Origin of the sequence: Paraburkholderia phosphatilytica (assembly GCF_003443895.1) — a bacterium.
Lineage (GTDB): Bacteria > Pseudomonadota > Gammaproteobacteria > Burkholderiales > Burkholderiaceae > Paraburkholderia > Paraburkholderia phosphatilytica.
Genome location: NZ_QQOA01000008.1, coordinates 216494 through 231010 on the forward strand (window position 1 = coordinate 216494; position 14517 = coordinate 231010).

13 protein-coding genes are annotated in these 14517 nt (G+C 65.8%); 10 read left to right on the top strand and 3 right to left on the bottom strand.

Features of this window, described 5'->3' with window-relative positions:
- Nucleotides 1-238 precede the first annotated feature (238 nt).
- From DVS29_RS11320 to DVS29_RS11330, 3 genes are all read left to right on the top strand, one after another.
- Entirely contained in the window at nucleotides 239-2452 is a 2214-nt protein-coding gene (locus DVS29_RS11320; RefSeq protein WP_118180587.1) for a PTS sugar transporter subunit IIC/EAL domain-containing protein, read from the top strand.
- 136 nt (nucleotides 2453-2588) lie between these two features.
- Nucleotides 2589-3734: a serine hydrolase domain-containing protein gene (locus DVS29_RS11325; protein WP_118180546.1), complete on the top strand. Its 1146-nt coding sequence runs from the start codon at nucleotides 2589-2591 to the stop codon at nucleotides 3732-3734.
- A 170-nt stretch (nucleotides 3735-3904) separates the two neighbouring features.
- The gene (locus DVS29_RS11330; RefSeq protein ID WP_118180547.1) at nucleotides 3905-4573 is read left to right on the top strand and encodes an RraA family protein; all 669 of its coding nucleotides are present in this window, start codon (nucleotides 3905-3907) and stop codon (nucleotides 4571-4573) included.
- A gap of 104 nt (nucleotides 4574-4677) precedes the next feature.
- Here DVS29_RS11330 and DVS29_RS11335 read toward each other — a convergent pair whose 3' ends face one another.
- The 3 genes from DVS29_RS11335 to DVS29_RS11345 all read right to left on the bottom strand — a co-directional run bounded on the left by DVS29_RS11335 (nucleotide 4678) and on the right by DVS29_RS11345 (nucleotide 8244).
- A complete protein-coding gene (locus tag DVS29_RS11335) occupies nucleotides 4678-5712 on the bottom strand; it encodes an L-idonate 5-dehydrogenase (RefSeq protein ID WP_205962433.1) in 1035 nt (344 codons plus the stop codon).
- Between the two features lie 91 nt (nucleotides 5713-5803).
- Nucleotides 5804-6874, bottom strand: a complete 1071-nt coding sequence (locus DVS29_RS11340; RefSeq protein ID WP_118180548.1) for a porin — start codon at nucleotides 6872-6874, stop codon at nucleotides 5804-5806.
- Between the two features lie 161 nt (nucleotides 6875-7035).
- Nucleotides 7036-8244 carry an aspartate transaminase gene (locus DVS29_RS11345; RefSeq protein WP_118180549.1) on the bottom strand — a complete coding sequence of 403 codons (1209 nt, stop codon included), beginning with the start codon at nucleotides 8242-8244 and terminating at the stop codon, nucleotides 7036-7038.
- 194 nt (nucleotides 8245-8438) lie between these two features.
- On the opposite strand from DVS29_RS11345, the gene nac reads away from it, so the two are divergent.
- From nac to DVS29_RS11380, 7 genes are all read left to right on the top strand, one after another.
- The gene (nac, locus tag DVS29_RS11350) at nucleotides 8439-9365 is read left to right on the top strand and encodes a nitrogen assimilation transcriptional regulator NAC (RefSeq protein ID WP_118180550.1); all 927 of its coding nucleotides are present in this window, start codon (nucleotides 8439-8441) and stop codon (nucleotides 9363-9365) included.
- Nucleotides 9366-9579: 214 nt separating this feature from the next.
- The gene (gene accB / locus DVS29_RS11355) at nucleotides 9580-10077 is read left to right on the top strand and encodes an acetyl-CoA carboxylase biotin carboxyl carrier protein (RefSeq protein WP_118180551.1); all 498 of its coding nucleotides are present in this window, start codon (nucleotides 9580-9582) and stop codon (nucleotides 10075-10077) included.
- A 6-nt stretch (nucleotides 10078-10083) separates the two neighbouring features.
- Entirely contained in the window at nucleotides 10084-11436 is a 1353-nt protein-coding gene (gene accC / locus DVS29_RS11360; RefSeq protein ID WP_118180552.1) for an acetyl-CoA carboxylase biotin carboxylase subunit, read from the top strand.
- An 83-nt stretch (nucleotides 11437-11519) separates the two neighbouring features.
- A complete protein-coding gene (pxpB, locus tag DVS29_RS11365) occupies nucleotides 11520-12191 on the top strand; it encodes a 5-oxoprolinase subunit PxpB (protein WP_240655551.1) in 672 nt (223 codons plus the stop codon).
- Nucleotides 12188-13204 (top strand): 5-oxoprolinase subunit C family protein, encoded by a 1017-nt coding sequence (locus DVS29_RS11370; protein ID WP_118180554.1) that lies wholly within the window; start codon nucleotides 12188-12190, stop codon nucleotides 13202-13204. The genes pxpB and DVS29_RS11370 overlap by 4 nt, the downstream gene beginning before the upstream one ends.
- 3 nt (nucleotides 13205-13207) lie before the next feature.
- Nucleotides 13208-13699, top strand: a complete 492-nt coding sequence (locus tag DVS29_RS11375; RefSeq protein ID WP_118180555.1) for an acetyl-CoA carboxylase biotin carboxyl carrier protein — start codon at nucleotides 13208-13210, stop codon at nucleotides 13697-13699.
- 30 nt (nucleotides 13700-13729) lie between these two features.
- Nucleotides 13730-14497 carry a LamB/YcsF family protein gene (locus DVS29_RS11380; protein ID WP_118180556.1) on the top strand — a complete coding sequence of 256 codons (768 nt, stop codon included), beginning with the start codon at nucleotides 13730-13732 and terminating at the stop codon, nucleotides 14495-14497.
- Nucleotides 14498-14517 lie beyond the last annotated feature (20 nt).

Consider the following 14517-nt stretch of genomic DNA (forward strand, 5'->3'; position numbering starts at 1 on the left):
CGCAGGGTGTTCTCCTTACGGCGGGGTTTCATCGGGCGGCGCGATGGAAGTTGTGTGGCATAGTCGCACACCGTTGCGGTTGCATCGACGCGTGGGTTCCGATGGCCATTTCAGGCGATCCCTACGTATCGGGTCCTTCAGACTTCGCAGGATGCGACCGTAAACACACGGACTTAGTGCAGGGTCGCATCCCGCGCGCCATCCTGTGTCGCCCCAACCCGACCGCATGTCGAAGCCGATGACCGATGAAACCCCAGCGCGCTCGATCCGCCTGCTTGCCATAGCGGAACGCATCGACCGGATGCCGCTCACGATCGCGATCCGGCGCGGGCTTGCCCTGCCGCTTCCGCTCATCATGACCGGCGCGCTGACGCTGCTGCTGCGCTATCCGCCTACCGCGGCGATCAGCCGTCTTTCCTCGCAGCTGTTCGGGCCGCAGTTCGACTATCTGTGCGACAGCGTGATCGCCGGGACCTTCGGCATCGGGTCGCTGGTTGCACTATTTGGGTTTGCGTACGCGCTCACGCAGCTTCACAACCAGCGTGTGGGATACCGCTTCGTCGACCCGACGATCACCGTCGTCGTTGCGCTGTCCTGCTTCTTCACGATCGTCGCGCCTGTTAGTCCGAACAGCAGCGCCAGCCTGATGGCGTCGCTGTCCATCGGCCAGGGGCTGTTCCAGGCGCTGCTGATCGCGATTCTCAGCGGCAGCCTGTTTCTCAGGCTCTGCAGCGTCCGCTACCTGCGTATTCCGTTCAACCGGATCAGCAACGACACGCTGGTGGGCGACGTGTTTACCGTGCTGCCGGCCGCGATGGTCACTGTGCTGTGCTTCGTGGTGTTGAAGGCGATGCTGGTGTGGGTGTGGTTTCCGGTCTTGCAGACCGTGCAGAACGCGCTCGTCGCTTCGCCCGTCACGCAGCTTTCCAACAGCCTCGTGTTCGGTCTCGCGTACGAGACGGCGACCCAGGTGCTGTGGCTCTTCGGCATTCATGGTCCCAACGCGCTGTACGCGATCCAGCAGCACGTGCTCGCGCCCGCAGCGGACGCGAACGTGCGCGCACTCGCGAGCGGCGCCACGCCGCCGTTCATCTTCACGTTCGACTTCTTTTCGGTCTTCGCGCGCATGGGCGGGTCCGGCGGCACGCTGAGCCTGATCGTCGCGTTGCTGGCAGGCGGGCGCACGCGGCATGGCCGCAAGCTCGCGCTCTTCATGCTGGTGCCCGCGCTCTGCAACGTGAACGAACCCTTGCTGTTCGGCTTGCCGCTGGTGCTCAATCCCGTCTACGCGATTCCGTTCATTCTCGCGCCGTGCGTGCAGGTGCTGATTGCGTGGCTCGCGATCGTCGCGCACCTGATGCCGAAGGCTGGCTACAGCGTCGTATGGACGACGCCTGCGCTCTACAGCGGTTATGCGGCAACCGGGTCGTTCGCGGGCGTGCTGGTGCAGTTGCTCGCGCTCGCGGCGGGCACGCTGATCTACATTCCGTTCGTCCGCATTGCGGAAGATCTGGCGCGCAGGAAAGGCAAGGACGTGCTGGCATCGCTGCTGCGCGTGACCGAGTCTCCGGATGGCGGCCAGAAGCTCAAGCGCTGCCTCGACCTGCCGGGCGAAGAGGGCCGCATGGCGATGGCGCTCGCGAGCGATCTGCACAGCGCGGTCGATGCGGAACGGCAGATGTTTCTGGAGTTCCAGCCGCAGATCGATTCGCGCACCGGGCGGGTGTTCGGCGCCGAGGCGTTGCTGCGCTGGGAGCATCCTTCGTTGGGCCGCGTGCCGCCGCCTGTCACGATCGCGCTCGCGGACGACGTCGACCAGATCGACCGGCTCGGCATGCGTGTGCTGACGCTCGCGTGCCGCCAACGCGTTGCGTGGCGCGACAGATTGCCGGACGACTTCACGATAGCCGTGAATCTGTCGCCTCGTCAGCTGACCAACCCGCGCTTTCACGACGACGTGATCGACATGCTGCACCGGGAGCAGCTGTCGCCCACGCTGCTCGAACTCGAGATCACGGAATCCACCGTGCTGCTGCCGGATGTGAACACGATCGGCAATCTGCGACGGCTTCGCGAAGCGGGCGTCAAGATCGCGCTCGACGACTTCGGCATGGGGCACACGTCGCTGCACTATCTGCGCGAATTGCCGCTGGATACCGTGAAAATCGACCGGTCGCTCGCGGACGTGAAACCCGGCAGCGTGAACGAACACATCATCCGCAGCATTGCCGAGCTGAGCCGCACGCTCAATCTGCTGCTGGTGGTGGAAGGCGTGGAAACCGAGCGTCAGTTGAAGAGTCTCTCGGCGCTAGGCTGCCACCGCTTTCAGGGCTATTTTTTCGCGCGGCCGCTCGCTGCCGGCATCTGCGCGGATTTCGTCGACGACGCGCATCGCGAGAGCCGCTTCGCGATGCAGGCGGGCGATGCCTTCATTGTCCGTAACGCACGGTAAATCGCGGTAAAGGTTGACGCGGGTCTGCCGGTCAACGCGACCGGTCTTTGCATCGTTTCCCGATGGACGAGGGCGGGCGCTTCGTGACGTGTGGAGCGCTCCGGGTCTATCAAGGATGAGGTGAAGGAGGCCGTCAATGCATCCGCTACGCCGTGTTCCCTGTGCGTTACCCCTGCTATCGATTGCCGCCGGCCTCGCGTTGACGCTTGCCGCGTGCACGTCTTCCGGACAGCCCCCCGCGAGCGTCGCTAACGCAACGGGTGATCGGCAATCGCCGTTTCCCGGTGCCGAATGGACGCAGGTTGCGCCCGCCACGCAGGGGTTTTCGCAAGCGGGTGTCGATGCGGCCGTTGCCTACGCGAAACAGCAGGGCTCGACGTCCGGCATGATCGTCCACGATGGGCTGGTGGTCGCGCAGTGGGGCGACGTGGCCCGGAAATCGAACCTGCACTCGGCGCGCAAGAGTTTCGTGAGCGCGCTGGTCGGCATCGCGGTCGCGCGAGGCCAGATCCATCCGGACGATACGCTCGCGCAACTCGGTATCGACGACGATGCGCCATCCCTTTCGCCAACCGAAAAGCAGGCCACCGTGCGGATGCTGCTGGAGGCGCGTTCGGGCGTCTATCACCCAACCGTGTACGAGACGGCCGCAATGCAGGCGAAAAAGCCGGCACGCTACAGTCATCCGCCGGGCACGTTCTGGTACTACAACAACTGGGACTTCAACACGATCGGCGCGATCTACCGGCAGGCCACCGGCAACGATATTTTCAGTGCGGTGAAGACGGAGATCGCGGACCCGATCGGTATGCAGGACTACCGGCCATCCGATGGACACTACGTATCCGGCGGTCTGGCCACGCGCTATCCAGCGTATCCGTTCAACCTGAGCGCGCGCGACTTCGCCCGTTTCGCGCTGCTGTTCCTGCACGATGGCCGCTGGAGCGATCAGCAAGTGGTGCCGGCGCAATGGGTAGCCGAGTCGACGCATTCATATTCGAACACGCCGACGGGCGGCTATGGATACATGTGGTGGACGAGCTCGCCGGCAAGCGGTGCGCGCGGGCCGGAAGCGAATCTGCTGAGAACCACCTTCTGGGCGGATGGTCATCTCGGTCAGTACGCGGTGGTCGTGCCGTCGCTCGATCTCGTGGTGGTGAGCCTCGTCGATTCGCGGCTCACGTCGCAGCAGATGGGGCAGACGAAGATGGAGCGGTTCGTGTGGATGGTGGAATCCGCGGGGAACGCGAGCGGGATCGGGCCCGAGCCTGGCGGCGCTTAGGGGGCGTGATGCGGGGTCACGATGCAGGGTCCTGATGCGCGCGACGATATAAGTCTTCGCTATCGCATCAGATCAATCCTGTCTTGGCGCGGGAGCGGCGAGGCTCGTACTGTTATACGCGTAACGCTCCGCCAAACTTCTGCACACCACGCTGCGAGATCGCGACCGACATGTACAAAGCCATCCGAAAGAACCCCTCCGCCACACAAGCCCCCGACACGCTGATCGAGGCGTTGCGCTCCATTCCCGTGTCCGCGCTGAGCGACAACATGCACCGCAACACCGGCACGGTCGGACTGCATCCGTATCATCGGCCGGCCAGGTCGACGATGGCGGGCACGGCCGTCACGATGCGTTCGCGAGGCGGCGACAATCTCACGTGGCTGCGCGCGCTCGACTTCTGCCGTCCCGGCGACGTGCTGGTGGTCGACGCGGGCGGCGATCTGAACAACGCGGTCATCGGCGGCATCCTGTCGTTCTACGTGGCGAGCGTCGGCGTGAGCGGTGCCGTGATCGATGGCGCGATTCGCGACGTGGCGGAAATCCGCGAGCGTGATTTCCCGGTCTATGCACGCGGCGTCACGCATCGCGGGCCGTACAAGGACGGTCCGGGCGAGATCAACGTACCGGTGTCGGTCGGCGGGATGGTGGTGAATCCAGGCGATATCGTCGTTGGCGATCAGGACGGACTGCTCGCGATTCCGCAGGCCGACGCGGCGGAGATCATCGAGAAAGCGCGCGCGACGCTCGAAGCCGAGGCCGAAACGATCCGCGCGATGAAGGAAGGACGCTGGAACCGCGCGTTCGTCGACGCGCTCGAAGGACGCTGCAACAACTGAGTGGCCTGCGCTTGAAACTGAGCCCGAAACCGGGCTCGAACCGGGGCCGAAAGAAAAGCCGACGTCTGCTTCGCAAACGTCGGCTTTTTTGCAGACTCCGGGCGTCAGTCGAACGTTACCAGCACCTTCATCGACTTCGAGCGATCTCCCGCGCTCTGGAATGCCTTCACGGATTCCTGATACGGAAACACCCCGGAGATCAGCGGCTTCACGTCGATCAGCCCTTTGTTCAGCAGTTCGACGGCGACGGCAAACTCTTCGTGGAAGCGGAACGCGCCACGTAGTTCGAACTCCTTCGCGACCAGCACGTTCATCGGCAGCGCGACGTCGCCGCCGAGACCGACCTGAACGATGATGCCGCGCGGCTTCAGCAGGTCGAACGCGCCGCGCAGCGCCGCCGCGTTGCCGCTCGCTTCGAACAGCACATCGAAGCTGCCTTTATCGACCGCGTACGGTTGCAGTGCGTCCGGCGTTTCGGCCACGTTGAACGCGAGGTCGGCGCCGACTTTCTTCGCGCTTTCCAGCGGTAGCGTATTCACGTCCGTCACGACGATCCCGGCCGCGCCCGCACGCCGCGCCGCGGCAACGATCAGCGCGCCGATCGGCCCGCAGCCTGTAACGAGCACGCGCTTGCCGAGCATCGGGCCCGCGCGCCGTACGGCATGGAGCGCGACCGACAGCGGCTCGGCCATCGCCGCTTCGCCGTCGCTCAGCGAATCGGCCACGACGTGCGCCTGCGATCGGTCGATCACGATCTCCTGGCGGAACGCGCCCTGCACGTGCGGCATCCGCATCGCGCTGCCGTAGTAGCGCATGTCGAGGCAGTGATTCTGCAAACCTTGCTGGCAATACTGGCACAACCCGCAAGGCCGGCTAGGACTGATCGCGATGCGCGTGCCGGCCGGCATGTCCGCAACCGACGAGCCGACGCGCGACACCACGCCCGACACCTCATGCCCGAGCACCATCGGCTCGCGAATGCGCACGGTGCCGAATCCGCCATGATTGAAGTAGTGGAGATCGGAGCCGCAGATGCCGCCGGCGCGAACCCGCACGAGCAGCTGGCCGGCTTCCGGTTCGGGAGTGGGAAGGTCCTCGATGCGCAGATCGAGCGGCGCGTGGATGACGAGTGCGTCCATGATGATGGCCTCGTTGGTTGAAAGCTGAAGCGCCGATCGGACGCTGGCAGCGCCCGATTGGCCGGATGACGGCAAGACGGACAACGCGACCCTAGAACTTGGTGCGCAGGCCGACTGCCGCTTCGAACAGCGAGTTGTAGCCGAAGAACGGCTGGTTCGTACCCGATGCGGCGGCGAGCGTCGTCCATGCGCCGGTCAGATGGTTATAGTCGACGCCGACATAAACGTCGGTGCGCTTGCTCAGCAGATAGTCGAAGGTCGGACCGCCGGTGATGCGCGTGCCGCTCTGGCCAGCGTGATGCACGAAGTCGACATAGAGCGGCAGGTCGAGCACGAGCGCGGGCGTGATGTAGTACTGCACCGCGGTCGAGAACGAATCGTTGCGGTAGTCGGCGGGGTACACGTGGCTGTAGATATACGAGCCGAATACCTTGGCCGCGCCGAACTTGTAGGTTGCGCCGGCCGTGAAGACCTTCTGCGAGCTGTCGGGGATCGTCAGGCCGAAATACGTGCTGCCATAGACCGAGGTGGACGGATTCAGCCCGCCGATGTCGTTGATGATCTGATAGGCCGCGCCGACGCTCAACGGGCCGTTGTCGTACGAAACGCTCACCGCCGGCGACGAGTTCGTGTGGAAGTCGCCTGCCTGCTGGCCGAACGTGTAGGCGCCCTTCACGGTGAAGCCGGCAAGCGTGGGCGACGTATAGCGCACCGTGTTGTCGAGTCGGCCGCCGCCCGTTTCGCCCGCGCCCTGGAAGCCGATCGTGCCGGTGTAGTTCGCGAACGCGTAGATGTCGTGGGTCCAGCCGGTTTCGTGCACGAGCGTGTACTGACGGCCGAGCGTGAGCGTACCGTACGGGCTGCTCAGGCCGACGAGGGCGGTGCGGCCGAACAGGCGCACGGCGCCGGAGGGCGTGGACTGCTGTGTGGCGCCGGTGTTCGGCGTGAAGCCGCCTTCGAGCTGGAACAGCGCGGCATAGCCGCCGCCCAGGTCTTCGTTGCCCTGCATGCCCCAGCGGCTGCCCTGAATCTCGCCGCCGCTGCCCATCGTGAACAGTTTGCCGCCAGTCTTGTTCTGATGCGTATCGAAGCGCACCGCTTCGTCGATGATGCCATAGAGCGTGACGCTGGATTGCGCACAGGCGACACCCGATACGGCCATCGTCGATGCAGTTAGTATGCCTAAGGTTAGTTTTTTCACGAATAGATCCCCTTTGTCGGTTTACCAGAAGTTGGATGCGCTAAGCCGACTGCCGCGTCCCAGCGGCGCGGCATGTCTTTGTACGGCGCGACGGTTCCATGCGCGGAACCGCCGCCTGACTCTCAGTCGAGTGCGGCGACGGCGGCCGCGATCTTGCGGCAACCCTCGTCGATGGTGTCGATGCTGGTCGCGATCGACATGCGGAAGAACGGCGAGACGCCATACGCGGAACCTGCAACGAGTCCCACGCCGGCCTGTTCGAGCAGATACAGCACGACGTCGGCGTCACCTTCCAGGCGCTTGCCCTGCGGCGTCGTGCGTCCGATCATGCCGCCGCAGTTCACATACAGATAGAACGCGCCGCCGGGTGTCCTGCAGCTGAGACCGGGAATCGCGTTGATCGCTTCCAGCGCGCGATCGCGCCGCGCGCGGTAGGTCTTCACCGACTCCTGCACGAAGGTCTGGTCGCCGGTGAGCGCGGCGAGCGCCGCGGCCTGGCTGATCGAACAGGCGTTGCTGGTGGACTGCGACTGCAGCGTGTCGAGCGCGGCAATCAGATCGGCGGGGCCGGCCACGTAGCCGATGCGCCAGCCCGTCATCGCGTAGGTCTTCGACACGCCGTTGACGACGAGCGTGCGCGACGCGAGCTGCGGTTCGATCGCGAGCAGATGCTGGCCGGCATCGCCGTCGAAGCGGATGTGCTCGTAGATGTCGTCCATCATCACGAGCACCTGCGGATGGCGCAGCAGCACGTCGGCCAGCGCGCGAAGTTCGCTGGACGTATAAGTGGCGCCGGTCGGATTGGTCGGCGAATTGATGACGAGCCAGCGCGTGCGCGGCGTGATCGCCGCTTCGAGCAGCGCAGGCGTGAGCTTGAAGCCGTCGTCTTCGGTGCACGGCACGACGACGGGCGTGCCGTCGCATGCGAGCACCATGTCGGGATACGACACCCAGTACGGCGCGGGAATCAGCACTTCGTCGCCGTTTTCGACCGTCACCGCGAGCGCGTTGAAGATCGCGTGCTTCGCGCCGCACGTGACGATGATGTGCTTCGGGTCGTAGCTGAGGCCATTCTCGCGCTGCAGCTTCGCCGCGATCGCGGCGCGCAGCGCGGGTGTGCCGGCCGTCGCGGTGTAGCGGGTCTCGCCGCGCTCCATCGCTTCGACTGCGGCCCGGCGGATGTGCGCGGGCGTGTCGAAGTCCGGCTCGCCGACCACGAGATTGACGATGTGCTTTCCCTGGCGCCGCAGTTCGGCGGCGCGATCGGCCGCGGCGCTGCTGGGCGAGGGTTTGATCCGCTGGACACGGGCGGCGATGCGCGCTGCGCTCACACTGGACTCCTCGATGGCATTTGACGAGGCTTCACATTAAGCGCGCGAAAAAGTTCAAGCCAAGATGACTTTCCGCTGATGCAATAACATCCGCTTATGACGCGCTGCCACGGGCTATGGATATTGCCGACTGTCCCCCGGTCGCGGCTTGACCTATCATAAGTGCCATCCGTCAGCTCTTAGGTGCGAGTACCGTGAATCTTCGGCGTCTGAAGTATTTCGTGAAGATCGTCGACATCGGCAGCCTGACGCAGGCCGCCGAAGTGCTTCATATCGCGCAGCCCGCGTTGAGTCAGCAACTGATCACGCTCGAAGACGAGTTCCAGCAGCAGCTGCTCGTGCGCACGAAGCGGGGCGTGACGGCAACCGAGGCGGGCGCGACGCTCTATCGCCATGCGCAATTGATTCTTCGCCAGTACGAGCAGGCGCAGGCGGACGTGAAGAGCGCCGGGCAGACGCTGTCGGGCCAGGTGTCGGTGGGGCTCGCGCCCGGCACCGGCGCATCGGCGCTGTCGCTGCCGTTGCTGCGCACGGTGCGCGCGCGGCATCCGGACATCCTGCTGTACATCAACGAGAACTTCGGCACGACGCTGAGCGAGCTGATCATGAACGGCCGCATGGATATGGCCGTGCTGTACGGCGACAAGCCCGTGCACGGGCTGTCGTTCCAGCTGCTGATGAACGAGGAGATGTTTCTCGTCGCGCCGCGCAGCATGGGCATCACGCAGGAGCAGATTGCCGTCACCGGCCTGCGCGACGTGCCGCTGCTGCTGCCGCGTCCGTACAACTATCTGCGCAAGTACGTCGACGAAGGTTTTGCGCGCGTGCAGATGATCCCGAACGTGGTTGCCGAAATCGAATCCGCGTCCACGCTGTCGGCCGCGGTGAGCGCCGGCATCGGCGCGACCATCCTGCCTGAGTCCACCGCGCGGGCGGTGGCCGCGGCCGGCGACATCGTGCAGTCGCGCATCGTGTCGCCCGTCATCAAGATCCCGCTGTCGGTCTGTCTGTCCGACCATCTGCCGCTCTCCGAGCCCGCCGCGGCGGTCAAGGACATCCTGCTGGAGCTGGCCGGCGACCTCGCGCTGGGCGTGCGGGTCGAGCCCAGCGTGGATGCATAAGCGCGCCTTATCGCGACAAAGCCAAACCGTCTTGGCGCAATTTTTCTGTGCCGGATACATTGAATCCATCGCCAGACGCCCGGTGTAGAAGCCCGGGCGACGAGGCTTGCCATCGAGCTGGCGACACGACCGGGCCTCTGCCGCGGTCGTCGCGGCCGCGGCGCTTCGCGCGCGTCAGCATCCGGCGCGTGCCCAACCGGCTACGGATTCGAAGATGGATCTTCAGAAGATAAAGGCACTGATCGACCTGCTGGCGGAGTCTCCGCTCGCGAGTCTGGAGGTGATCGAGGGCGACGAGCGGGTCAAGCTCGTGAAGTCGAAGCGGCGCGGCAAGCGTGGCAGCGACGCGCGGCTGGCGGGCGATGGGCTTGCCACGCCGCATGCAGCGTCGGCGTCGGCGTCGGAGGCAGCATCGCAGCAGCCGTCGGCCGTCGCGTCCATGGCGTCCGTCGCAAATGAGGACGACGCGAGCCGCACCGCGCACGTGATCCAGGCGCCGATGTTCGGCGTCGTTCATCTGACGCCGGCGCCCGGCGAAGCACCGTTCGCGAAGCTGGGCGACACGGTCGAAGCAGGTCAGGTGCTGTGCACGATCGAAGCGATGAAGATGTTCAACGCGATCGAGTGCGAACACGGCGGCACGGTCCTCGACATTCTCGTCGAACCCGGCAGCGAAGTGGAATCCGGCCAACCGCTCTTTCGCATCGGCTGATCGACCATGTTCAACAAGGTACTGATTGCCAATCGCGGTGAGATCGCGCTTCGCGTGCAGCGGGCCTGCCGCGAACTCGGGCTGCAAACCGTCGCGGTGTATTCGGAGGCCGATGCGAACGCGCGCTATGTGCGGCTCGCCGACGAAGCACTCTGCATCGGCCCCGCGGCGCCGGGCCGCAGCTATCTGAATCACGCCGCGATCCTGTTCGCGGCGCACGTGAGCGGCGCCGAAGCGATTCACCCGGGCTACGGTTTCCTGTCCGAAAGCGCCGATTTTGCCGACGCAATCGAACGCGCGGGGCTGACCTTCATCGGCCCGACGTCAGACTCGATCCGCACGATGGGCGACAAGGTCGCCGCGAAGCGCGCGATGCGTGCCGCCGGCGTGCCGTGCGTGCCGGGCCCTGACAGCGGCCTGCCCGACGATCCGCTCGCGATCATGGCGATCGCGGAGGAGATCGGTTTTCCGGTGATCGTGAAAGCGGCGGGCGGCGGCGGCGGACGCGGCATGCGGGTCGTGCGCGCGGCCGGGCAGCTGCTCGAAGCGGTCAACGTGACCCGCGAGGAAGCGCGTCGTGCGTTCGGCAAGCCCGAGCTCTACGTCGAGAAGTTTCTCGAACATCCGCGTCACGTCGAGATCCAGGTGCTGTGCGATACGCACGGTAACGCGCTGTGGCTCGGTTCGCGCGACTGCTCGCTGCAACGCCGCCACCAGAAGGTGCTGGAAGAAGCGCCCGCGCCCGGCATCGACGCGGAACTGATCCGTCGGGTCGGCGAACGGTGCGTGGAAGCGTGCCGGCAGATCGGCTACCGTGGAGCGGGCACCTTCGAATTCCTGTACGAGGACGGCCGCTTCTGCTTCATCGAAATGAACACGCGCCTGCAGGTCGAACATCCGGTGACGGAGATGACGTCCGGCATCGACATCGTGCGCGAGCAGATCCGCATTGCGCAGGGCCACGCGCTGAGCGTGAGCCAGCGTGATATCCGTGCATCGGGCCACGCGCTCGAATGCCGGATCAACGCGGAAGATCCGTTCTCGTTCCTGCCGTGCCCCGGCACCGTCGGCGTGTGGGAAGTGCCCGGCGGCAACGGCGTGCGGGTGGACTCGCACGTGAGCAGCGGTTCGGTCGTGCCGCCTTACTACGATTCGCTGATCGCAAAGGTGATCACGCACGGCGCGACGCGCGACGAAGCGTTGACGCGCATGCGCGTCGCGCTGTCGGAACTGCGCGTCGAGGGCATTCGCACCAACGTGTCGTTGCACCGGTCGGTGCTCGACGACGGCGGCTTCCGGGCGGGCGGCGTGGACATTCATCATCTGGAGCGCTGGCTCGCAGAAAGGGAGCAGGCATGACGCTGACCATCGAGCACGCGTCGATCCGTCGCGCGACCGTGACGGGTGGCCGGCAACGCAACGCCGGACAGATCACGACCGCGATGAACCACGACGAAACGGAACACCCGCTGTGCATCAGCATGCTCGGCACGACGGCGATGCTGTTCGAAGCGCCGGGCGCGCTCGATCTGCACGCGCAACGGCGCGTCTGGTCGCTCGCGCGCGAAGTGTCGGCGTGGCCGGACGTGCGCGAGGCGGTGCCTGGCGTCACCAACCTGATGCTGACGTTCGTGCGGCCGCCTGCGGATCCGGATGCGCTCGCGAACGCGTTGCGCGACGCGTGGGACCGGGCGGGTGAGCTGCGCATCGAAGGCAAGGTGGTCGAGCTGCCGGTCGTGTATGGCGGCGACTTCGGCCCGCATCTGCAGGACGTCGTGGATCACACCGGCCTCTCCATCGACGACGTCGTGCAGCTGCATTGCGCGCCGCTCTATACCGTGTATGCGCTCGGCAGCCATCCCGGCTACTGCTACCTGGGCGGTATGGACCCGCGCATCGCCACACCGCGCCGCAAGGTGCCCGTGCTGGGTTTGCCGGGCGGGGCGGTGTCCATCGGCGGCGTGCAGACGGGCGTGTCGGCATCGGCGGGGCCGAGCGGCTGGAACACGATCGGTCATACGTCGATGGTGTTCTTCGATCCGTCGCGCGACGAACCCGCCACGCTCGCGCCCGGCGACATGATCCGCTTTTGCGTCGAGAGGGTGGTGCGATGATCGAAGTGCTCTCTTCAGCCGCGCTCGCTACCGTGCAGGATCACGGCCGCGAAGGCTACCTGCGCTTTGGCGTGGGCACCGCGGGTGCGATGGATCGTCTCGCGCTCGCCGTCGGCAATCTGCTGCTCGGCAATGCCGACGACGCGGCCGCCATCGAAATTCCGATGTTCCCGTTCCGCATCCGCTTCCTCGAGGACCTCGACTTCGCGCTGACGGGCGCGGACTGCGCGGCGCGCCTCGGCGAGCGGCCGGTGCTGCCGTGGTGGACCACGCATGCAACCAAAGGCGATGTGCTGACCATCGGCGTACCGACCAACGGCACGCGCTGCTATCTGTCGCTCGCGGGCGGCGTGGACGTGCCGGTCGTGCTCGGCTCGCGCAGCACGCAGCTGCGCGGCCAGTTCGGCGGCTACGAAGGCCGTTCGCTGCAGAAGGGCGACGTGGTGAAGGCCGTCGGTGCGAGTCGCCGCGCGGCAACCGAAGGCATCGCGCCGCAAGGCTTCGGCTTCGGCTTCGGCACGGTGCCGCCCGAATACTCGTTGACGCCGTTACCGTGCGTGCCGCCCGCGCAATCGGGCGATACCGTGGTGCGCGTGCTGCCCGCGGCGGAATACGACTGCTACCGGCCCGAATCGATCGAAGCGTTCTGGCGCGAAGGATGGAAGGTCACGCCGCAGAGCGACCGCTATGGTTATCGGCTCGCCGGCCCCGTGCTCGAACCCGTGCGCAGCATCGAAAAGCGTTCGCACGGCATCGTGCCCGGCGTGATCCAGGTGCCGCATAGCGGCCAGCCGATCATCCAGCTGCGCGACGCGCAGCCGTCGGGCGGCTATCCAAAGATCGGCACGGTGATCGAAGCCGATCTGTGGCGTCTCGCGCAGGCTCGCATCGGCACGAAGATCCGCTTCGTGCAGACGAACTGGCAGGAGGCCGTCGCGGCACTCGAAGAACTCGACGCATGGCTTTTGCGCGTGCGCAATCTGATTGGCCTCGTTCGCTCTTCCCGACACTGACCCATGACACAGACATTCGACGTGGAGCTCGGCGAGCTGCGGCAGATCACGACGTGGCTGGCGGCGAGCGGCATCCGTTCCATCGAGATCAGTCGGCCCGGCGCGACGGTGCGGCTGAAAGTGGCAGCGAAAGAGGATGACCGTGGAGATGACGACGCATCGGTCCGCTCGCATGAACCGATTGCGCCACGTCTGAACGCCACACCGTCGTCTCACGCATCGGAGGCGTCGCACGATGCTCGCAACGCGACGGGCAGTCACGTAACGGCGCATTCCGTGGGCGTGTTTCTCGAAGCGCATCCCGCAAGCCAGACGCCGCTCGTCGACATCGGTGCGCGTGTCGGGCCCGGCGACGTGATCGGACTGCTGCGGATCGCGGAGCTTTGCGTGCCGGTGGTGGCGTCGTTGGCGGGCGTGGTGAAAGAAAGACTCGCCGCGCATGGCGCGACAGTCGGCTACGGCGAGCCGCTGTTCGAAATCGCGCCGGCGGCTTGAGCGTACCGATCGAAGAACGGAGGGTGGATCGTGGAAATAGACCTGAACGCGGACCTGGGCGAAGGTTTCGGACCGTACCGGATGGGCGAGGACGAAGCGATGCTCGACATCGTGTCGTCGGCCAACGTGGCGTGTGGCTTTCATGCGGGCGACCCGGTCATCATGAACCGGACCGTACGACTCGCGCTGGCCCGGCAGATCGAAGTAGGCGCGCATGTCGGTTTTCCCGATCTGGTCGGCTTCGGCCGACGGCCGATCCAGGCCGATCCGCTCGAACTGGCGGACTACGTCGTCTATCAGATGGGCGCGCTTGCCGGCATTGCGAAGGCGGCCGGGCATCGCGTCACGCACATGAGCTTTCACGGCGCGCTCGGCAACATGGCGGCGGCATCGTACGAACTCGCGGAGCCGCTGGTGCGCGCAGTGGCGGAGTTCGATCGGGATCTGATCATCAGTGTTTCGACCAACACCGAGATCGAACGCGCGGCGGACCGCATCGGCATGCGCACCGCCAACACGTTTCTCGCGGATCGCGCGTACGACGATCAGGGTGCGCTCGTGTCGCGCAAGCTCGAAGGCGCGGTGATCAAGGATCGCGCCGCGGTGCTCGCGCGCGTGCAGGCACTGCTCGAGGACGGCACCATCACCACCATCACCGGCAACAAGCTCAAGGTGCAGGTGCAGTCGATCCTGCTGCACGGCGACACGCCAGGCGCAGTCGATCTCGCGCGCGCGGTGCGTGGTGCGATCGAAGCGGCTGGCGGCCGCGTGGTGCCGGTATCGAAGCTGGTGCGCTGAGCCGCGCGTCGCACCTCGTG